Annotated in this window: 19 protein-coding genes and 1 tRNA gene; 4 read left to right on the top strand and 16 right to left on the bottom strand. The window is 63.9% G+C overall.

Features of this window, described 5'->3' with window-relative positions:
• Window positions 1–395 precede the first annotated feature (395 nt).
• From ACFOOQ_RS11775 to ACFOOQ_RS11720, 12 genes are all read right to left on the bottom strand, one after another.
• Entirely contained in the window at window positions 396–995 is a 600-nt protein-coding gene (locus ACFOOQ_RS11775) for a hypothetical protein (protein WP_379726441.1), read from the bottom strand.
• Between the two features lie 2 nt (window positions 996–997).
• Window positions 998–1,894 (bottom strand): TniB family NTP-binding protein, encoded by an 897-nt coding sequence (locus ACFOOQ_RS11770; RefSeq protein WP_379726438.1) that lies wholly within the window; start codon window positions 1,892–1,894, stop codon window positions 998–1,000.
• A complete protein-coding gene (locus tag ACFOOQ_RS11765) occupies window positions 1,891–3,774 on the bottom strand; it encodes a Mu transposase C-terminal domain-containing protein (protein ID WP_379726435.1) in 1,884 nt (627 codons plus the stop codon). The genes ACFOOQ_RS11770 and ACFOOQ_RS11765 overlap by 4 nt, the downstream gene beginning before the upstream one ends.
• Window positions 3,775–3,869: 95 nt before the next feature.
• A complete protein-coding gene (locus ACFOOQ_RS11760; protein ID WP_379726432.1) occupies window positions 3,870–4,505 on the bottom strand; it encodes a TnsA endonuclease N-terminal domain-containing protein in 636 nt (211 codons plus the stop codon).
• Window positions 4,506–4,507: 2 nt separating this feature from the next.
• Entirely contained in the window at window positions 4,508–5,788 is a 1,281-nt protein-coding gene (locus ACFOOQ_RS11755) for a TniQ family protein (RefSeq protein WP_379726429.1), read from the bottom strand.
• Between the two features lie 223 nt (window positions 5,789–6,011).
• Window positions 6,012–6,085: transfer RNA gene (locus ACFOOQ_RS11750), tRNA-Gln, on the bottom strand.
• 65 nt (window positions 6,086–6,150) lie between these two features.
• Window positions 6,151–7,464: a class I SAM-dependent RNA methyltransferase gene (locus ACFOOQ_RS11745; protein WP_379726426.1), complete on the bottom strand. Its 1,314-nt coding sequence runs from the start codon at window positions 7,462–7,464 to the stop codon at window positions 6,151–6,153.
• Entirely contained in the window at window positions 7,457–8,206 is a 750-nt protein-coding gene (locus ACFOOQ_RS11740) for a TlyA family RNA methyltransferase (protein ID WP_379726423.1), read from the bottom strand. Before ACFOOQ_RS11740 ends, ACFOOQ_RS11745 begins: the two co-directional genes overlap by 8 nt.
• Window positions 8,203–9,570, bottom strand: coding sequence for an MATE family efflux transporter (locus tag ACFOOQ_RS11735; protein WP_379726420.1), 1,368 nt, complete (start codon window positions 9,568–9,570; stop codon window positions 8,203–8,205). The genes ACFOOQ_RS11740 and ACFOOQ_RS11735 overlap by 4 nt, the downstream gene beginning before the upstream one ends.
• A 14-nt stretch (window positions 9,571–9,584) precedes the next feature.
• Complete coding sequence (gene dxs / locus ACFOOQ_RS11730; protein ID WP_379726417.1) at window positions 9,585–11,504, bottom strand: 1-deoxy-D-xylulose-5-phosphate synthase; 1,920 nt, start codon at window positions 11,502–11,504, stop codon at window positions 9,585–9,587.
• Between the two features lie 16 nt (window positions 11,505–11,520).
• Window positions 11,521–12,435 (bottom strand): polyprenyl synthetase family protein, encoded by a 915-nt coding sequence (locus ACFOOQ_RS11725; RefSeq protein ID WP_379726414.1) that lies wholly within the window; start codon window positions 12,433–12,435, stop codon window positions 11,521–11,523.
• 1 nt (window position 12,436) lies between these two features.
• Window positions 12,437–12,718 carry an exodeoxyribonuclease VII small subunit gene (locus ACFOOQ_RS11720; protein ID WP_379726411.1) on the bottom strand — a complete coding sequence of 94 codons (282 nt, stop codon included), beginning with the start codon at window positions 12,716–12,718 and terminating at the stop codon, window positions 12,437–12,439.
• A gap of 149 nt (window positions 12,719–12,867) precedes the next feature.
• Here ACFOOQ_RS11720 and ACFOOQ_RS11715 point away from each other — a divergent pair, with 149 nt between their 5' ends.
• Together ACFOOQ_RS11715 and ACFOOQ_RS11710 are read left to right on the top strand one after the other, a co-directional pair.
• Window positions 12,868–13,569, top strand: coding sequence for a lipid-binding SYLF domain-containing protein (locus ACFOOQ_RS11715; protein WP_379726408.1), 702 nt, complete (start codon window positions 12,868–12,870; stop codon window positions 13,567–13,569).
• 10 nt (window positions 13,570–13,579) lie between these two features.
• A complete protein-coding gene (locus ACFOOQ_RS11710) occupies window positions 13,580–14,011 on the top strand; it encodes a DUF3293 domain-containing protein (protein ID WP_379726405.1) in 432 nt (143 codons plus the stop codon).
• Between the two features lie 22 nt (window positions 14,012–14,033).
• Here the strand turns inward: ACFOOQ_RS11710 and ACFOOQ_RS11705 are convergent, their stop codons facing one another.
• The 4 genes from ACFOOQ_RS11705 to meaB form a co-directional block, all read right to left on the bottom strand.
• Entirely contained in the window at window positions 14,034–15,218 is a 1,185-nt protein-coding gene (locus ACFOOQ_RS11705) for an acetyl-CoA C-acyltransferase (protein ID WP_379726402.1), read from the bottom strand.
• 118 nt (window positions 15,219–15,336) lie between these two features.
• Complete coding sequence (locus ACFOOQ_RS11700) at window positions 15,337–16,485, bottom strand: acyl-CoA dehydrogenase family protein (RefSeq protein ID WP_379726399.1); 1,149 nt, start codon at window positions 16,483–16,485, stop codon at window positions 15,337–15,339.
• Between the two features lie 25 nt (window positions 16,486–16,510).
• Window positions 16,511–17,689, bottom strand: a complete 1,179-nt coding sequence (locus ACFOOQ_RS11695) for a pyridoxal phosphate-dependent aminotransferase (protein WP_379726396.1) — start codon at window positions 17,687–17,689, stop codon at window positions 16,511–16,513.
• On the bottom strand, window positions 17,686–18,642 hold the full coding sequence (gene meaB / locus ACFOOQ_RS11690; protein WP_379726393.1) for a methylmalonyl Co-A mutase-associated GTPase MeaB: 957 nt from the start codon (window positions 18,640–18,642) through the stop codon (window positions 17,686–17,688). The genes ACFOOQ_RS11695 and meaB overlap by 4 nt, the downstream gene beginning before the upstream one ends.
• Before the next feature lie 68 nt (window positions 18,643–18,710).
• Here meaB and ACFOOQ_RS11685 point away from each other — a divergent pair, with 68 nt between their 5' ends.
• Together ACFOOQ_RS11685 and ACFOOQ_RS11680 are read left to right on the top strand one after the other, a co-directional pair.
• Entirely contained in the window at window positions 18,711–19,541 is an 831-nt protein-coding gene (locus ACFOOQ_RS11685) for an ABC transporter permease (RefSeq protein ID WP_379726390.1), read from the top strand.
• A 106-nt stretch (window positions 19,542–19,647) separates the two neighbouring features.
• On the top strand, window positions 19,648–20,634 hold the full coding sequence (locus ACFOOQ_RS11680; RefSeq protein ID WP_379726387.1) for a peptidoglycan-binding protein: 987 nt from the start codon (window positions 19,648–19,650) through the stop codon (window positions 20,632–20,634).
• Window positions 20,635–20,656: the final 22 nt, after the last annotated feature.

Below are 20,656 nucleotides of genomic sequence, written 5' to 3'. Positions count from 1 at the left end.
CTGCCGAGCGAATCATAGCGAATCGTGTCCAGAATCACCATGCGTTCTTAGTCCTAAGAGCGAGTTAATTTTGCGGCCGAAAACACGAATACCCCCGTTTATAATAATGCATTTAGTCCGATTTCCGCCTAAATCGCCCCTCCCTATATGAGGATAAGCCCATTTTAGGGGTATCCTGCAGAAATGACTGATCCCCTTGTTACGAACAACACATCGTTTCTGACCCAAAAATCCTGTCGGGGACGCCGGTCCTTGATGGCACGTGCCTACCTGACAACGTGGTTGCAGCTTTAGTGCCTCGGGTGACGATCGACCAAGTCATTACCGCCTCCCCTCAATCAATGCCATGCATCTAGGCCATTCCATCCACGCATACATGGACAGAGTTGAGCGGGTCACCTGTATTTTATGGCGATCGACGATACTAGCCCGGAAACGTCATCCGGGTTTTGGATGCCGGCTTCCCCGATCATCCGCAACGCTAGCCGCTGCCATGCCCAATGAGCGGCATCATTTGCCGCCCTGTGCGTAACCTTCGGCGCCAATCTCTCAAGCTTCAGAACAACGGCATCTGGCACCCTCGCCATTCCCGCGTAGCCAAGTATCAAAAGATCTGAAGAAAGCTTCGCCAGAGCAAAGGACGGTTCTACTGATGCCGCTTTGTATAGGATCGATAGCCACCGAGCATCATGTGCAGATGGGCCAGTATCGAAGGCGATTTCTGCCTCCCGTAGTTCCCGGTTGAGCATTTCGCAGGCATCAGAAGGCTCAACACCGGTCATTAGGAGTTGTTCGAGAGAAATGCCGTGGACCTGTTCGGCCTCTTCGCTCCAACCTGATTCCCAACTCATCCATTCATCAGTTGGCTTAATCAGGATACTCCGGGCTTCAACATGGTCATTTTCAATCCACGCCCAGCCAAACTCTATCGGAAAGCTCAAGTATTGAAGCCCCGAAGTTTCAATGTCGGCAAATACAAGGCCCTGGAGCGCCACAGTTACCTCTCACTACGTCGATCCTGAGGTCGCACCCAGGGTGTCTCGACCACGATATCCTCGTCTACGATTTCCTGCCCTTTGGCATGCATGCCCTCCGCTACTTTCAGCGCCAAGCTCCAGACTTCGCCCGTCAAGCCGTCAGTCATATGCACAAACCTTTCACGGAACTTCCGTGAGTTCACTGCAGGCACTGGCTTGACCTTCAGGTGCAGGAAAATTCGTCCGAGAAACTGCGCAAACTCTTTGTCGGCATCCCATTTCGGTAGTTTGAAAGGCTCTAGACGGCTTCCAAGTTGCTGGTCGGTTTGAATTGTGGTCAGCGCCAAACTCGTCCCAACAGCAACAACTGGGACGCACAGCTCATTGGAGAGGTACTTTATCGTGTTCAGGAAGTGGACGCGTTTGTCGTGAGATCCTGTCAGCGCGTTATGGATTTCATCAATGATCACCATACGAACATTGGTTTTCGACAGAATTGAAACCGTTGCCCCCAGTTTCTTTTCCCAGTGCCACGAATCCTGGTGCGGCGCTTTGAGAGTCCTCAAGGTTCCAGATAGGAGTGCACCAGTTGATGAATATGGTGGGCATTGTACTGTTAGAATGTAATTTGGTCCCCTGAAGGAGAAGTCTGCGTCACCGACCTTACCTACCTTCGCCATATGAGCTTGGAAGTAACGGGTCAGTGTTGTCTTCCCACTATTCGAATCCCCGTACAAAAGCATACCGCCCGGTCGATGACTCGGCGGCGAACGCAATAGGTCGAGAAGCTTCTGAAAACCCTGCTCTGCACGTGGATACGGTATCCAGCAAGGCCGACGCAGATCGTTCAGATCCTCTATGAGCAAGCCGGCGCTATTTCCATTTATAGGATCAATGGCCGCATTGAGTTCCGTCATAGCTCCTCCGCACGTGGCGTCAGGTCATCAATCGAAAGATCGAGATCATTGTCCTCATTGATTTGACGTGCCGGCTTCTTATTTGGCTTTTCATTGTCGACAATCAGCCGCGGCCGCGTCGACACCTTGCCCGCAGATGACGCTGATGATTCAGACGCCTTCCCAGTGTAAGCTTCTCCTTCGAGTGTCTTCTGGTTTCGACGCTGACGTTCAGCTCTGCGCCTTGTGCTCTTGCGCGCACTCTTAGCTGTCATCGTCTGCTCTTCAGCTGCTTGCACCATACGTTCAAGATCGCGATGCGCGTCGAGTGTATCCAGAGTGCTTGCCGTCCTGCTGCCACGTGCAGCGGCAATCCTGCGGGCCAATCTATGGTCCCAGATCGAGATCGGCTTCATCTGCCGGGTTTCTTCCGGAATGCGATGATAGGCTCCTGACTTTGGATCGAGGAACCAGATGCAGGTAATGTCGCGCGGATCTCGCCGCACTTTGAACTTCTTGCGACTGCGTCCCTCGTCGGCCTTGATCCAGGGAATCAGCGCTTCTGAGATGTAGGTAATACTGTCCCAGGAGATGCCGTCCCGCTGGACGGTGCGCTCAGTAAACGGCAGAAGATCGAGTGCCACGCGCTCCGGGTCTTCAACTCGATCCTGCAGGCCGACGCCCGGCGAGCCATCGGTACCCAGAATGCCGGCCTCCCACTTTTCCAGCGGCGTGCATCCAATGCCTTCGTGAAAGGACTTGTGGTAAATATTTACCACCCAGTGAGCGACGACCTGCTCCAGCTCGTCGATCGTGAAGACCGCATTGCCCTCCGAATCGTAAGTCGCACGCTCTCTGGGGTTGGAAAATGTGGTTCCCGGCAGATCGTGAAAATCACGATTTATGGTCCCGATGAGGCGCTCGATATGGGCGCCGTAATGAGGCTTCCGAAGTTTTCGCCATAGCGGCCAGCAGCCATATTGCTGGAGATTCGCCTTATACACTTCACTGCGGAAGTCAGGGCCATTGTCGGCATGCAGGTGGCGCATGAAGCCCCATACAGGCCATTCACCTTTGACATCCAGTCCGAGCAGGAAGCTTTCCTTCGGCAAGACCGCATTTCGAATGCACATGCAGGTAGAGAAGGCACTTGGCGCTTCGATGGTGATGTAAAAGCCGACAATCATCCGGCTATACACGTCGATTGCCAAAGTCAGCCATACCTTGCCGATAGCAAGGCGATCCCCCGCACTTACCGCCTGGATGTCCAGCAATGTGTGATCGATCTGGACATAGGCAAGCGGGTAGTCGGCGCCTGGATAATGCCCACGTATCTGTTCATACAAATCTCTGGCTGCTTTCGGCCCAATACGTGCCGCTACGATTTCCTTCGGCGGAAGTTCCTTAACTCGTCTGCGGATTGTGTTGATATGCGGCACCTCGGTGCCAATATTCCTGCACAACTGAGCGACATGCTTATGGATTGCCTTAATCGACGGCCTTCGCTCGCTTAAGTACTTTTTCAGGGCATCCTGAATGATCTCTTCCGACCTGCTGTCCAGGCGCCGCTTATGACGCCGTCGACGGCGCGGCGCGAGATCCGTCAGCATATTCCGCGCTGTATAATCGGAGACCCAGCGGTATAAGGTACGCACGCTATGGCCGGTGCCTTGACTAACTGTCTTGTATAGCGTTTTGAACGCCTCCTCCTTAACCGGCTTGTCGAGTAGCGCGACGATTGGCTCAATGGCCGCGAGCCGCTCACGAGCGATCTCGAGGTCTTCAGGATGGAGAATGTCGATCGAGATATCGGCGGCGCAGGCATCCGGAGAAATATCTTCCCATAGATTTTCGATATCTGTCTGGACGGTCTCCCCTCCGTCCAGGAAGACAACACGCACTGATTTCGCTCCGGCAGTCCCAATGATGGTACACCGCCGTCCGTGCAGATATGCATATGTCCCCTTGCGGAATGTCGATAGCCGTTTCACCTGAACTACCTCATTGCTGCCCAAACAAAAGAAGATTGGTTCAGAGGAGTGTTCAAATCTGTATCGAGTATACCGGTCGCAAGCATATGCCAGACTTGCGGTATGGCTGCGTACCGTTCCGAGGGTTCACGAATCGTGGCCGCTATCAGGTCTCCGACTGACTTGGGACCGCTCTCCGCCGCGCGCATCAGTCGAGCACAGAGGTCTGGCTTAGGCTTGAGTGTCCGGTAATGCAGCAGGAAATGGGCATTCGGCAGAACCGGGAGCCTTATGTCTATCTCTGACTTGATGACAAATCTCCAGCCTTTGTCCGACGCGAAGTCCGCAGCAGCCGCGAATCGCGCGCGGAACTTTTCCTTCTCTTCGATCAGCACCTCGGCAGGCTTTACCTCTACCAGATCACTGGTACCCGTTCCGAAATCCACCAGAAAATCTGGTGTGTAGTTGCTCGCCCGTCCGCGGTCGGTGACATAGGGGATCTTGACCGGCTGTTCTTCGATTTTGGCGCTCGGGTGCCAGAAGCGCGTCAGGATGAGGTAGTCCCGCTCCAGCAGAGACTCAAAATCGATGTAGTTGCCATCGGCTCCTGTGACGGCGCCGGTGACGCTGCGCGGATTGCCCCGGATACGGCGAACAGGCATTGCTATTTGCCTTTCGCTTTGGGCTTCAGGGCAGTCTGTAGCGCCAGGTCCACCCACGACCCGACGCTCTCGCCTGCCCTGTGAGCAGCCTTCTTTACGGCAGCACGGGTAGCCGGTGAGACCCCATCGAGTTTCCAGTACCGATGAGTGCCATAAGCTTTATGCGGCCTCACGGGAGCAGAAAGCTTGCGAGCGGCATGGAATTTGACCCCAAGGATGCCCTTCAATGCTTCGTAAGTCGGCACTTGGCCGGAAGTCGAAAGATGCCGCGACACAGTATCGATTTCCTCCACCCCGACGTGGTGCATCTGCCTTACCAAGTGCCGCAATACAGTGTCCGCATACACGAAGGGGACGTTGTCCGGTTCTCTGACCAAGAGCCAACGATGCAATCCTACTTCGTCGCACACCTCCACGAATCGAACAGGCCAATCCTGAACAAGCTGCCAGGTCATTCCAACCAGAATGTGACGAACCCTAGCGGTGTGCCGATGTATCTCTCGGATACGTGGAATAGCCTCCACCCGCAATTCGCTTCGCTCCGATAGCAGTGCTCGCCTGAGCGGCAGAGCCCGCCGGCCTGATGCGAGCAGCCGGTAGAGCAATGCGAATAGTTTGAAAAACAGCACCGGATGCATATAGCCGTAGGCACCCATGGACTGCCAATCGCCGCCAGCGATCCTCATGAGCCTTTTCTGGGTGGTGAGATCGCGATCTATCACCTTCGGAGCCGCTATCGAGCGGAGGTCAAAATCACATGAACCGCATCGGGCCAGCGATGCCCCCATAGCCACGTTCGGCAGATGGATTGGGCTGGAGCAGCCGGGGCAGCGGTCGACCATAATCTGCCGATGCCGGAAGCAGACGCTATAGAAGCTGAGACGCCAGGTGGTTCGGAAGTACGGCTCCGCGTCTTCCGCGAGGCAGGACGGACAAACCTGCTGCCCGAACGAGCTCCGACCATAGGCCCGGCCGGCGGGTGGCAACCAGGCAATGTGGGCCTTACCGTCATCCCGATCATAGACCGAGCCGCGCCACCGCCTCAGCGTGGCAGCCTCCAGGTCGCCGGCCGGGACGCCGGCGTCCCGAGAGAGGTTAAGGATCAGGTCGTCACAGGCATGGCGATCGAGATCGATCCCGCCGATTCGCCCACCGGGCAGGGCTATACGGTAGAGCTCCGATGGCGTGGCACCATGCGCCCAAGCGATGCGAGCAAACCAGGACGAAAAACTCTCATCGGTCTGTAGCGGGATGCCGACGGGCCAAGTCCGCGGCAAGTACATCCTGGGATCCTTTCGGACCGCGTGCTGGCAGCCAAACCCTGCCTGCGATGCAAAAAGGATTTTACCACGCTATCCCGCGCGCCCTAGCGCGAAGCGCGGCAGCGAGACTCACCAATTGTCAGAATGTATGGTCGAAATTGCCGGCCAATCGGAGAAATTGCCAACTTCTTCGGTAACCGACATATCTGACATAGGTGCGTTTGCTACCTAATATCGAGGGGATTGGCTGGGGGACTAGGATTCGAACCTAGACAACCAGAGTCAGAGTCTGGGGTCCTACCGTTAGACGATCCCCCAGCAGGGATCGGGGCCGGGATATAGCCCGCCCGTCCGGGCTTTGCAACCCCTAACCCCGGTCCGGGTTAACGCCTGAAAATACCGAGCATTTCCAGATGCGGCGACCAGCGGAACTGGTCGATCGGCGTGGCCCGCTCCAGCCGGTAGCCGGCATCCACCAGCACCCGGGCATCGCGGGCGAAGGAATTGGGGTCGCAGGCGGCCATCACCACCAGCGGCGGGGCCGTATCGCCGCCGCCGGCGCCGGCCTGGGTCGCCTCGGCGATCTGCTGCACCTGGGCCCGGGCGCCGGCGCGCGGCGGATCGAGCAGGATGGCATCGAGCTTCTTGAACTCCTGGCGGGTCAGCGGCCGGCGCTCCAGGTCGCGCATCTCGGCGGTCAGCCGTCCGCCCAGGCCGGCGGCCTTGGCCGCCGCGGTCAGGGCCGCAATCGCCGGCCGGTCGGCATCGGCGGCCAGCACGCTCTTGCCGGCAGCGGCGAGCCGCAGCGCGAAGGCACCGCAGCCCGAGAACAGGTCGGCCACGCGTTTGGCGTCCTTCAGGGCATCGAGCGCCAGATCGGCCATCGCCTGTTCGGCTTCCGCCGTGGCCTGCAGGAAGCCGCCCGGTGCCAGCGTCACGACCGTATCGCCGAATTTCACCAGCGGGGCCGCCTCGCCCTGATAGAGCATTTCCGGTTCGCTGCTCATATCGAAACGCCAGCTCAGTCGCGCGAGGGCGGCGGCCTTGGCGGCGCGGCTGAGCGCGATGCGTTCCTGCACCCGCATCTTCAGCTTGCCGATGATCACCACATCGAGGCCGGTCAGGGTTTCGGTCACCCGCAGGTCGACCGCCCAGCCGTCGCCCAGCACCTCGATGATCATGGCACGCAGGGCCGGCAGCACCGCAAACAGCGCCGGCCGCAACACGACACAGTCTTCGAGATCGACAATCTTGCGGCTGGCCGCTTCATGGAAGCCCATCAGCACGCGGTTCTTGACCCGGCGGGCGACGAATTCGGCACGGCGCCGGCTGCGGTCCGGCACCTCCACCAGATCATCGACCAGATCGGCAGCAGGCGGATCGGTGAAGTCGCGGCGCTGCAGGGCGCTGACCAGCCGGTCGCGCTTCCAGTCGCGATAGGGCGCATCGGCCCAATGCTGCAGGGCACAGCCGCCGCAGGCCTGGAAATGCCGGCAGGGCGGCTCGACGCGATCGGGGCCAGCGTCTTCCAGCACGCTGAGCTGGGCGGCAAAGCCGTCGCCGCGCTCCTCGCCGACCTTGGCGGAGACGCGGTCGCCCGGCACGGTGAACGGCACATAGAAGCGCTCGCCATCCTTGTCGAGCACGCCATGGCCCTGTCCGCCCATGCGGGCAATCACGCCTTCAACATCACGCATCGTTATAATCCGCCGCTATGAGAAACTCGCGATTGCCTTCCGGCCCGAGGATCGGGCTCGGCTCGATGCCGCGCACCTGCCAGCCCGGCAACCCGGCCCACCAGTCGCCGATGCGGGTGCAGACCTCATCATGCAGGGCGGCGTCGCGCACCACGCCGCCCTTGCCGACCCGCTCGCGGCCGACCTCGAACTGCGGCTTGATCAGCGCCACCGCCCAGGTGCCCGGCTGCGCCAGCGCCAGAGCCGCCGGCAGTACCGTCTGCAGGCCGATGAAGCTGGCATCGCAGACGACACAGGTGATCGGGTCCGGCACCTGTTCCGCCGTCAGATGCCGGGCATTGGTTTTTTCCAGCACCACGACGCGGTCGTCATTGCGCAAACGCCAGTCGAGCTGGCCCTCGCCGACATCGACGGCATAGACCTTCGCCGCGCCATGCTGCAGCAGCACGTCGGTGAAACCGCCGGTCGAGGCACCGACATCGATGGCGATGCGGCCCTCCGGCGACAGGCCGAAATGCGTGATGGCATGGGCCAGCTTGACGCCGCCGCGGCTGACCCAGGGATGCGGCTTGCCGCGCAGTTCAAGCGGCGCATCGGCGGCAATGGTATGGCCCGGCTTGTCGAGCCTTTTCTCGCCGGAGAAGACCAGGCCAGCCATGATCGCCGCCTGCGCCTTGGCCCGGCTTTCCGCCAGCCCGCGCTCCACCAGCGCCTGGTCGAGACGGAGTTTCGCTGTTTTCATGCCGGCCGCTCCTGCTGCGGGTCGGGTCGCAGCCTACGCGTCCACCAGATGAAGCGCCAGACCAGCATGACCGCGGCGACGGCCAGCCCGACCACGAGGCCGAGCCAGACGCCCTGGCCACGCAGGGTGCTGTGGAAACCGAACCACAGCGCCGCCGGCAGGCCGCAGAGCCAGTAGCCGACGGCGGCGCAGAGCATCGGTACGGCGGTATCCCGCAGGCCGCGCAGCACGCCGTTGGTCACCGCCTGGGCGCCATCGACGATCTGGAACAGCGCCGCCATGGCCAGATAGGACACCGCCAGGGCAAAGACCGGCGAGGCCGCATCGGGCACGAACAGGCCGATCAGCTGCGGCGCCAGCAGCCAGAACAGGCTGCCCGAGCAGGTGCCAAAACAGATGGCCATGATGACGGAGATCCAGCCGGCGCGGACCAGCCCCTCGGCATCGCGGGCACCGGCGGCGAGTCCAACCCGCACGGTAGCGGCCTGCGACAGGCCGGTCGGCACCATGAAGGCGATGGTGGCCCATTGCAGGGCGATCTGATGCGCCGCCACCGCGTCGGCACCGAGCCGCCCCATCAGCTGCACCGCCAGCGAGAACAGCCCGACCTCGGACGCCAGCGTCAGCGCAATCGGCCCGCCGATCCGCAGATAACCGCGCAGCCGCCACCACGAACTATGCCAGTCCGAGGCCCACCAGTTCGATGCCCACAGGCGATAGCGGGCGAAGCCCGGGTCGCGGGTCATGTAGACCGCAAAACCGAGGAACAGCAGCCAGTTCGACAGCGCCGAGCCGAGACCGGCACCGACAATGCCGAGGCCGGCGACGAAGGTGAGCCCGTAGACGGCGATGGCATTGAGCAACACGGCGAGGATCATGAACACCAGCGCCGGCCGCGGCCGGCTGAGCGCCGCCGAGAAGGCGCGCAGCACCGAGAACCACACCGAGGGCAGGTAGCCGATCATCAGCAGGTGCAGGAACAGCACGGTATCGGCAACCAGTTCCGGCGGCTGGCCGAACCACACGAGGAGGGGACGTGCCGGCGCCAGAATGGCCAGGCTGACCGCGAAGCCGAGGCCAGTGACGATCAGGCCGTCATGCACCGCCGCGCGCACGCTGGCATGGTCCTTCGCATCGCGGCCGACCGCCTGCGCGACCAGGGCGGCAACGGCGATACCGAGCCCGATACCGAGCATCCAGAAGAACGAGAACAGCGAGAATGCCAACGCGCCGGCCCCAAGCGCATGGTCCGACAGTCGCGCCAGCATCAGCACGTCGGTGGTATGCACCGCCACCTGCGCCAGATGGGTGCCAACAATGGGCAGCGCCAGCGTGAGCGTTGCCCGCGCTTCCTGGAGGATCATCGGATCTGTCCTGCTTAGGCGCGGGCGGTGAGTTCGTGGGCGCGGCCGAGTGCCGACATTGCCATGGCGACGATCTGCGGTGCGTTCAACCCCGCCACATCATACTGCTTCGCCGGGCTGTCATGGTCGATGAAGCTGTCGGGCAGCACCATCGGCCGCACCTTCAGCCCGTGATCGAGCAGACCTTCCATGGCGAGGAACTGCATCACCTGGCTGCCGAAGCCGCCGACCGAGCCTTCCTCGATGGTGATCAGCACCTCGTGGTGGCGGGCCAGCTGGCGGATCAGATCGGTATCGAGCGGTTTTGCAAACCGCGCATCGGCCACCGTTGCCGGCAGGCCATGGGCGCCGAGATCCTCGGCGGCCTTGAGCGCCTCGGCCAGCCGCGCGCCGAATGACAGGATGGCGATCGAACCGCCCTCGCGCAGGATGCGGCCCTTGCCGAGCGGCAGCACGCTGCCCCGTTCGGGCAGCACAAGGCCGAGCCCCTCGCCGCGCGGATAGCGGAAGGCCGAGGGCCGGTCGTCGATGGCGGCGGCGGTCGCCACCATATGCATCAGTTCGACCTCGTCGGCGGCCGCCATCAGCACCATATCGGGCAGGCAGCCGAGATAGGCGATGTCGAAACTGCCGGCATGGGTGGCGCCGTCGGCACCGACCAGACCGGCGCGGTCGATGGCGAAGCGCACCGGCAGCTTCTGGATCGCCACGTCATGCACGACCTGGTCATAGGCGCGCTGCAGGAAGGTCGAATAGATCGCGGCAAACGGCTTGTAGCCCTCGCAGGCCATGCCGGCGGCAAAGGTCACCGCATGCTGCTCGGCGATGCCGACGTCGAAACAGCGATCCGGGAAGCGCCTGGCGAACAGATCGAGCCCGGTGCCCGACGGCATCGCGGCGGTGATGGCGACGATCTTGTCGTCATGTTCGGCCTCGGCGATCAGGCTCTGGGCGAACACCTTGGTGTAGCTCGGCGGTCCGGCTTTCGGCTTGGCCTGGGCGCCGGTGACCACATCGAACTTGGCGACGCCGTGATACTTGTCGTCGGCCGCCTCAGCCGGCGCGTAGCCTTTGCCTTTTTGGGTGACGGCATGGATCAGCACCGGGCCGGACTTGTCGTTGTCGCGGATGTTCTTCAGCACCGGCACGAGATGTTCGAGGTTGTGGCCGTCGACCGGGCCGACGTAATAGAAGCCGAGCTCCTCGAACAGGGTGCCGCCGGTGACCATGCCGCGGGCATATTCCTCGGCCTTCTCGGCCGCCGAGGCGAGGCCGCGCGGCAGGATCTTCTGGCCGAGCTGCTTGGCGAGCTGGCGCAGCCCCATATAGGAGCGCGAGGACAGCAGCCGCGACAGATAGGCGCTCATGGCGCCAACCGGCGGCGCAATCGACATATCGTTGTCGTTGAGGATGACGATCAGCCGCGAATCGGTCGAGCCGGCGTTGTTCATGGCCTCATAGGCCATGCCGGCCGACATGGCGCCGTCGCCGATCACGCAGATGACGTTGTTCGTGCCGCCCTTGAGGTCGCGGGCCACCGCCATGCCGAGGCCGGCGGAAATCGAGGTCGAGGAATGCGCGGCGCCGAAGGGGTCGTATTCGCTTTCGCTGCGCCGGGTGAAGCCGCTGAGGCCGCCGCCCTGCCGCAGGGTGCGCATGCGGTCGCGCCGGCCGGTCAGGATCTTGTGCGGATAGGCCTGGTGGCCGACATCCCAGATCAGCCTGTCGTCCGGCGTGGCGAAGACGTGATGCACCGCCACCGTCAGCTCGACCACGCCGAGGCCGGCGCCGAGATGACCGCCGGTCACCGACACGGCATCGATCATCTCGCGACGCACTTCGTCAGCGAGCTGTTTGAGCTGGTCGATATCGAACTGCCGGATATCCGCCGGCGTCCGCACCGTGTCCAGCAGGGGTGTGCGGTTACTGATCATTTCAGACCCGATCGTCTCACGAGCGGCGGGTTATAACAAACTCTGCCAGCGCCTGCAAAACAGCCGCCGGGGGGCCAAAACGGTCCAGCCGGGCCTGGGCCGAAGTGGTTAACGCCCGTGCCTTGGCCCGGGCCTCCTCCAGCCCCAGCAGGCTGACGAAGGTGGCCTTGCCGGCACCGGCATCCTTGCCGATCGCCTTGCCGAGTTCGGCGACCGTGCCCTCATGGTCAAGGATGTCGTCGGCGATCTGGAAAGCAAGCCCCATTTCGGCGGCATAATCGCGCAAAACCGCCTTTTCTTCGAGGAGTGCCTGGCCGAGAACCGCCCCGGCCTCGGCAGCAAAGCGGATCAGGGCACCGGTTTTCAGTGCCTGCAGGCCGGCAATCTCGGCGTAATCCAGCGGCCGGCCGGCGGCGGTCCGCACCTCGGCGGCCAGATCGATGGCCTGGCCGCCGACCATGCCCCGGGCCCCGGCCGCAGCGGCCAATCCGGCCACCAGTTCGGCCCGCACACCCGGGTCCGGGTGGGTCGCCGGATCGGCCAGCACGGCAAAAGCCTCGGCCTGCAGCCCGTCGCCGGCCAGCACGGCGGTCGCCTCGTCGAAGGCGCGGTGCACGGTCGGCCGGCCGCGGCGCAGGTCGTCGTCGTCCATGCAGGGCAGGTCGTCATGCACCAGCGAATAGCCGTGCAGCATCTCGATGGCGGCCCCGGCGCGCAGGCTGCGGGGGCGCGGTACGCCGAACAGGTCGCCGCAGGCGACCGTCAGGAAGGGCCGGAAGCGCTTGCCGCCGCCAAGGCAGGCATAGCGCATGGCCTCGTCGAGCCTGGCAGTAGAGCCTTCGGGCTGCGGCAGCAGGCGGTCGAGCATGGTCTCGACGGCCGCCGCCACCTCGTCCCTCGCTGCCGCCAGCGCGGGCGACGATTCGGTCATGTCAGTCGGCCGCCTTGAAGGGCTGGGTGGCGGGCTGGCCGTCGGCGCCGACGACGATTTTCTCGATCTTTTCCTCGGCCGCCTTCAGCTTGGCCTCGCAATGGCGCCGCAGCAGGGCGCCGCGACCATAGAGGGCGATCGATTCCTCAAGGTCGACGCGGCCGCTTTCCAGCTTGGAGACGATTTCGTCCAGCGCCTTCAGCGCGGCCTCGAAGCTCATCGCCGCAATATCGGCCGGAATCGCCTCTGCCGCGCCTTCGGCCGTCTCCTTCGACTTCGACATGCCGCCTCCGTTTCACAAAGCCGCCACAGTTTAAGGGTTGGCTGGACTGCCGACAACCCGCCCTGCCCCGCATGTAGATGCTGCATGCGGAGGCGGGAAGCAATATCTTGCTGTTGAGACTTTGCCAACCAGCCCGCCCGGAGATCGCCATGCATACCCGTCGCAGCCTGCTCCTGACTGCCGCCGCCGGTTCCAGCATCGCCCTGCTGGGCCTCGCCACCCCGAACGCCACCGCCCTGGCCGCAACCAGCGATCAGGGCCTGGTCGACGAGGCCCGCATCACCGTGCAGGATTTCACCGGTGACACCCAGTTTACCGACATGCGCCGCAAGCTGGCCCGCGCCAAGGGCGTGTTCATCGTGCCGCAACTGCTGAAAGCCAGTTTCATCATCGGCGGCGAAGGCGGCTCGGGCGTCCTGCTGGCCAAGACGCAGACCGGCTGGAGCGAACCCGCCATCTACACCATGGGCGCCGGCTCGATCGGCCTGCAAATCGGCGGCGAGGCGTCCGAAGTGATGCTGCTGCTGATGTCCGACAAGGCCGTGGAGGCGATCCTGCGCAACGAGTTCAAGCTCGGCGCCGACGCCTCGGTCGCGGCCGGACCGGTCGGTGCCGGCATCGAGGCGGCGACCACCACCAATCTCGGCGCCGACATCTTGTCCTATTCAAAGGTCAAGGGCCTCGCCGCCGGCATCTCCATCGAGGGCGCGGTGATCAGCGCGCGGCACAGCCGCAATGCAGCCTATTACGGCAAGCAGGCGCATCCGCGCGCCATCCTTTACGAGAATGCCGTCTCCAACCGCGGCACGCTGGAACTGCGCCAGGCGCTGGCCGCGGCCGAGATGCCGTAATCACCGCCGCATGATTTCCAATGCGACGCTGCGCGGCTATGCGGCGACCACCTATGGCGTGACGGGGCCCGACGGCACGCTGCTCGGCCTGCGGCTGGGCAGCCACAGCCCTGCGACCGACCGCCTGCTGCGGCAGCTCGGCGCCGCGTCACTGTGCTGCCTGAATGCCTGGAACCCGCTGAGCCGCCGCCTGCCGGCCGCCCGCAACATGGCGGCGCACCTGCGGCTGAAGCGCGATCTCGCCGCCCGCGGCCTGCACGCGCTCGCCCATACCGGCATCCCCGACAATCCGCACTGGCAGCCGGAACCGGGCTTCGCGGTACTCGACCTCGAAACGGAAAAGGCCATACGTCTCGGCGAGACGTATGGCCAGTATGCCGTGGTCTGCTACCGGCGCGGCGAGACAGCGGACCTGTTGCTGACCCGGCTCGCCCGGCGCTGAGGCGTCAGGCGACCTCGCAGCGTTAAGCCACTTCAAAGAGGCCGGCGCCGCCCTGGCCGCCACCGATGCACATGGTCACCACCACATACTTGGCGCCGCGGCGCTTGCCCTCGATCAGGGCATGGCCGGTCATGCGCGCGCCCGACATGCCGTAAGGATGGCCGATCGAGATGGCGCCGCCGTTGACGTTGAGCAGTTCATTCGGGATGCCGAGCTTGTCGCGGCAGTACAGCACCTGCACGGCGAAAGCCTCGTTCAGCTCCCACAGGCCGATGTCGTCCATCTTGAGCCCGAAGCGCTGCAGCAGCTTGGGCACGGCGTAGATCGGACCGATGCCCATCTCGTCGGGCTCGCAGCCCGCCACCGCCATGCCGCGGTAATAGCCGAGCGGCTGCAGGCCACGCTTCTCGGCGAGCCTGGCTTCCATCACCACGCTGGCCGAGGCGCCATCGGAAAGCTGGCTGGCGTTGCCGGCGGTGATGAACTTGCCGGGACCGCGCACCGGCTGCAGCGACGCGAGACCTTCCGCATTGGTTTCCGGCCGGTTGCCCTCGTCCTTGACGAGCGCGATGTCCTTGTAGGAGACCTCCTTGGTCTCCTTGTTGACCACCGCCATCTTGGTCGGCATCGGCACGATCTCGTCGTCGAACTTGCCGGCCTGCTGGGCGATGGCGGTGCGCTTCTGGCTTTCGAGCGCATATTCGTCCTGCGCCTCGCGGCTGATGCCATAGCGCTTGGCCACCACCTCGGCGGTGTCGATCATCGCCATGTAGATGTCCGGCTTGTGTTCCATCAGCCAAGCATCGCGGGCGCGGAAGGTGTTCATATACTCGTTCTGCACCAGCGAGATCGATTCGAGGCCACCCCCCACTGCCACAGGTACATTGTCATGGATCACCTGCTTGGCCGCGGTGGCAATCGCCATCAGGCCCGAGGCGCACTGGCGGTCGACGCTCATGCCGGCGACCGATACCGGCAGGCCGGCGGCCACGGCGCAGTTGCGCGCGATGTTGCTCGCGGTGGCGCCCTGCTGCAGGGCGGCGCCCATCACCACATCATCGATCTCGCCCGGCTCGACGCCGGCGCGCTTCACCGCTTCGCGGATCGCATGGCCGCCAAGGCTGGCGGCGTCGGTGTTGTTGAAAGCGCCGCGATAGGCCTTGCCGATCGGGGTGCGGGCGGTGGAGACGATGACGGCTTCACGCATTCTGGTTTCCTCCGTTATACCGGTCTGGCCGGCACGCTAGCGCCAAATATTTTGCGGCGCAAACCTTCCGCAGCGGCCTTCCGTAACGGCAGCCTGCCGTAAACGTCAGGCTGCGATTTCAGGCCGGCCAGCGCTTGGCGATTTCCTCCAGCATGACCTCGGTGGCGCCGCCGCCGATCGGATGGATACGGGCGTCGCGGGCCATGCGCTCGATCTCGCTGTCACGCAGATAACCGGCACCGCCATGGAACTGCACGCAGTCATAGGTGACGGCATTGACCAGTTCGCCGCAGAGCGCCTTGACCATCGAGACCTCGCGGACGGCGTCTCCCCCCTGCTCGGCCAGCCAGGCGGCGTGGTAGACGAGCTGGCGGGCGGCCTCGGTGCGCGCTTCCAGCATCGACAGGCGCTGGCGGATTGCCTGCTTGTCGGCCAGTACGCCGCCGAAGGCCTTGCGGGTCGTCACGTATTCGCGGGTGATCTGCAGCGCGCGGCGGCATTCGCCGACTGCCATGGCGCCCAGCACGAGGCGCTCGTTCTGGAAATTGCGCATGATGGCGTAGAAGCCGCGATTCTCGTCGCCGAGGCGGTTCTCTGCCGGCACGCGGCAATTGTCGAACACCAGCTCCGCCGTGTCCGAGCACAGCCAGCCATGCTTCTTCAGGCTGCGGCCGACGCTGAACCCCGGCGTGCCTTTCTCGACGGCAAAGATCGAGATCGCCCGCGAGCCTTTCGCTTCCGGGTCGGTCTTGGCCGCCACGAAATACAGGTCGGCATGCACGCCGTTGGTAATGAACATCTTGCTGCCGTTCAGCACATAGGCATCGCCGTCGCGGCGCGCCCGGGTGCGAATGGCGGCCACGTCCGAGCCGGCATCGGGTTCGGTGACGGCCACGGCAGTGATCAGTTCACCGGCGATGACCTTGGCGAACCAGCGGTCGAGCTGCTGCGCATTGCCGGCATGAGCGAGATGCGGCGAGGCCATGTCGGTATGCACCAGCACGGTGGCAGAAAAGCCACCGAAGCCGGACAGGCCGCATTCCTCGGCCAGGATCGCGGACGCGATCTGGCCCTGCTCGCTGCCGCCATAGGTTTCCGGATAGCGGATGCCGAAAAAGCCAAGTGCGCCCATCTGGCGCAGCACGGCGCGCGGCACCATGCCGGTTTCTTCCCAGGCGGCCCCATGCGGGCGGACCTCGTTGTCGACGAAGCGGGCGACCTGCTCGCGCAGCGCCACATGCTCGTCCGTCTCGTATATGGTTCTCAATTTTCCTCCCGGATGTTTTCGTTTTCTATTTCAGATGCGGAATCAGGCGCTCCATGGCTTCCGACAGTTTGGGCAGCGAAGCCGCGTAGCACAGCCGGATGCGACCCTCGCCAGCAGGGCCGAAGGCAATGCCCGGCGCCATGCCGACCCGCGCCTTGCGGGCGAGGTCGATGCAGGTCTGCAGGCTGTCGGTCACGCCATCCAGCGAGAAGAAGGCGTAGAAGGCACCCTCCGGCTTGGCCAGCCGCACGCGTGGCAACGGCGCCAGCGCCTGGTAGACCAGATCGGCGGCGCGCTCGTAACGCTCGACCAGCCCCTCTATATAGGCATCGCCATCGTTCAGCGCGGTCACACCGCCCCACTGCACGAAGGTAGTCGGGTGCGAGATATTGAACTCGGTCATCTTTTCGACCGCGGCACACAGCCGCGGCGGCGCCACGATCCAGCCGAGCCGCCAACCGGTCATCGACCAGCTTTTGGAAAACGAATTGATGATCACCACCGGATCTTCCGGCTGGGCCAGCGTGTAATAACTCGGCGCATGGGTGGCCGGACCATAGATAATGCGGCCGTAGACTTCGTCGGACAGGATCCAGATGCCGCGCTCGCGGGCGAAATCGAGGATCGTCTTCAGCTCCTCGGCGCTGGCGACCCAGCCGGTCGGATTGCCGGGGCTGTTGATCATGATCAGCCGGGTGGTGTCGTCGCAGGCATCGAACAGCTGCTGCATGTCGAGCGTCCAGCGCCCGTCTTCCTGCGGCTGCAGGAAGACGTCGCGCGGCTCGCCACCCATGGCGCGGATCGCCGAGCGGCCGTTCGGCCAGATCGGGCCGATCACCACGGCGCTGTCGCCCGGCTCGATCAGGCATTGCACGGTGATCATGATGGCGTTCATGCCCGAGGCGGTTGTCACGATGCGGTCGGGGCCGATCTCGGCGCCGTAGGCCCGCAGCATATAATCGTGGATTGCCTTCATCAGCGGCGGTATGCCGCGATTGGCGGCATAAAAAGTCTCACCCCGATCGAGCGCAGCCTTGGCACCCTCACGGATAAATTCCGGCGTCGGCTCGTCGCCCTCGCCAAACCACAGCTTGATCATGTCCGGAATATCGGCCGAGGCGCGGGTGACGACGCGGATGCGCGACCCGGGCAGGTCGAGGATCGGCTGGCAGATGCGGGCTTCGCGCTTAAGAACTTCGCTCATCGGGACGGGTCTTCCTGAAGCAGGTCCATCATGCGCCGCAGCGCGGTTTCGGTATCCAGGGCGCCGGATAGCACATCGTCGGCCAGCGCGTCGACGGCCGCGTCGGGCAGGCCGGCCAGCCGGCGGCGGACGGCATCCAGCGCCAGGGTCTGCAGCAGCCGGCGGGTGCGGGCGCGCGGGTCCGGCCGCTTGCGCCGGCCGATGGCGGCGATGGCGTCGGCCAGCTCCTCGACGCCCTGGCCGGAACTGGCGCTCGTCTGCAGCACCGGCACCGGCTGGCCGCTGCGCTGGGCCGACATGGCGGCGAGCTGGCGCGCCGAACGTTCGGCAAACGGCAGGTCGGCCTTGTTGATCACCAGCACGTCGGCGATCTCGAGGATACCGGCCTTGATCGCCTGCACGTCGTCGCCCAGTCCCGGCGCGTTCACCACCACGCGGACATCGGCGATCTCCGCCACCTCGACCTCCGACTGGCCGGTGCCGACCGTCTCGACCACCACCACGTCGCGGCCCGAGGCGTCGAAGACGTCGATCACGCGGGCCGCCGTGCGCGACAGGCCGCCGAGATGGCCGCGGCTGGCAAGGCTGCGGATGAACACGCCGGCATCGCCGGAATGCCGCGTCATGCGGATGCGGTCGCCGAGGATGGCGCCGCCGGTGAGCGGACTGGAGGGATCGACGGCGACGACACCAACAGTGAGATCGCGCCGGCGCAGCACATCGACATAGGCCGAGACCAGCGTCGACTTGCCCGCGCCAGGCGCACCGGTGAAACCGACCACCAGCGCCCGGCCAAGCCGGCCACGGATGCCCTGCAGCACGGCGCGCGCCTCCGGCGTCTCGTTTTCTACCGCCGTGATGGCGCGGGCCAGCGCCGCCCGCTCGCCGGCCAGCAGAGCCTGCAGCCAGTCCGGCGCGGCGGCCGTCACGGAATCGGCGGTGGGATTTTGCATTCCGGCAGCTTACGCGCTATGTAGACGCCCAAACAAGCCGCCCTGCGGCGCCGGAACCGGAATTTCCCATGCAGAACAATGCCATCCGTCCCGCCGAGAGCGGCCATGCCCCGGTCGCGTTGCGGCAGTATGGCCCGGTCAACTGGCTCGGCCTGTGGACGCTGTACCACAAGGAGGTCCAGCGCTTCCTGAAGGTGATCACCCAGACCGTGCTGGCGCCGGTGGTGACCACCCTGCTGTTCTTTGCCGTCTTCGCGCTGGCGCTCGGCGGCAATACCCGGCATGTCGACGACCTGCCTTTCATCACCTTCCTGGCGCCGGGCCTGATCATGATGGCCACCACGCAGAATGCCTTCGCCAATACCTCGTCCTCGATCATGATCTCGAAGATCCAGGGCAACATCATCGACATGCTGATGCCGCCGATCTCGGCCGGCGAATTCCTGTTCGCCTATGCCATGGCCGGGGTGACCCGCGGCGTGGTGGTGGCGACCGCTGTCGGCCTCGCCATGTGGCCGTTCGCCGATTTCGGCGTGCAGTCCTGGGTGGCGACGATCTACTTCGTGCTCTGCGGCTCGCTGATCCTCAGCCTGACCGGCATCCTCGCCGGCCTGTGGAGCGAAAAATTCGACCATCTGGCGGCGGTGACCAATTTCGTCGTCACCCCGCTCGCCTTCCTGTCGGGCACCTTCTACTCAGTGCAGCGCCTGCCGCCCTTCTGGTACGGTGTCGCCCATGCCGATCCGTTCTTCTACATGATCGACGGCATCCGCTTCGGCATGATCGGCCATACCGACGGCAATCCGCTGCTCGGCGCCGCCGTGCTGGCGGTGACCGCGGCGGCGCTCTGGCTGCTGACCTACGCCCTGCTGCGCCGTGGCTACCGCCTGCAGCCGTAGGCCTCCCCGTCACAACCGGCCTGCCAGTTCCGCACCGGAATCACTCTTGACGTAAGAGAACAAATAGTGTACATAAAATCAAGCCCTTCCCCATCGAGAATCCGTCATGGAAAACGCCCGCGCGTCGGAAGAGTCCGATCTCTTTTGGCTGTCCGGCCCCGTCGGCCGCAACGGAGCCAATGATCGCGCCGACGTCATCAAGGCCCAGACCCTGCTGGCCAACACCGGCTATCTCGACCTGCCCGCACCCGGTGTGCCGACCGGCTGGCCCAGTTCCGATCTTTTCGCCGGCATCACCCGCCTGCAGAAGGACAATGGCCTCGCGGCCGATGGCATCCTGCTGCCCTTGCCGGACAGCGGCATCGGCGCGAATGGCGAAGGTGAGACAATGCGGCACCTGAAGGATGCCATTGGGCCGCGCTTCGACGGCCATGCCGCGGCAACGCCAGAGGAGGTCGATCGCTTCCATGCCCAACACGGACAGCGGGCCGGCGATGAATCCGCGGCCTCGTCATCCGGCATCGTCACCCTGGCCGACCAGGCCCGCACCGGCGCACCGGCCGGCACTCGACCGGCCGCCGGCACGAAACGACCCAGCGAGGCGCAGATTGCGCAGAACCGCGCCATCGTTGGCGACCTGCTGGATGATCCCCGCGTGCAGGCCTTCCTCGATACGCTGGCCAGCCGGGAAAGCAGCGGCCGATACAATGTCATCAACGGCGGCCAGCGGTTCGACGACTATACGCAGCACCCGAATGTCAGCGGCAGTGACAGCAAGGCCGCCGGCGCATACCAGTTTATCCCCGAGACCTGGGCCAGGATGGCCAGGGAACTCGGCCTGCCGGATTTCTCGCCTGCCTCACAGGATATGGCCGCCTTGCATCTGCTGAGAACGACCGACCTGAACGGCATGAAAGACACAAATGCAATCGCGCGATTGCAGCGTGGCGACATCGAAGGCGCTATACTGGTTGCCGGCAATCAGTGGGATGCCTTTCCAAAGAGAGCAAACGGGGAAAGCATGACCAGTCATACCCGCCCGCTGCAACCGATTGTCGATCAGTACAACAAAAGGCTCCAGGAGCTGCGCTGATGCAACGAAACTGCAGGAAGAC

It is taken from the genome of Ferrovibrio xuzhouensis (genome assembly GCF_042648965.1).
Classification (GTDB): Bacteria; Pseudomonadota; Alphaproteobacteria; order Ferrovibrionales; family Ferrovibrionaceae; genus Ferrovibrio; species Ferrovibrio xuzhouensis.
The sequence above is the reverse complement of the archived record's forward strand: the minus strand, read 5'-3'. Positions and strand labels throughout refer to the sequence as shown.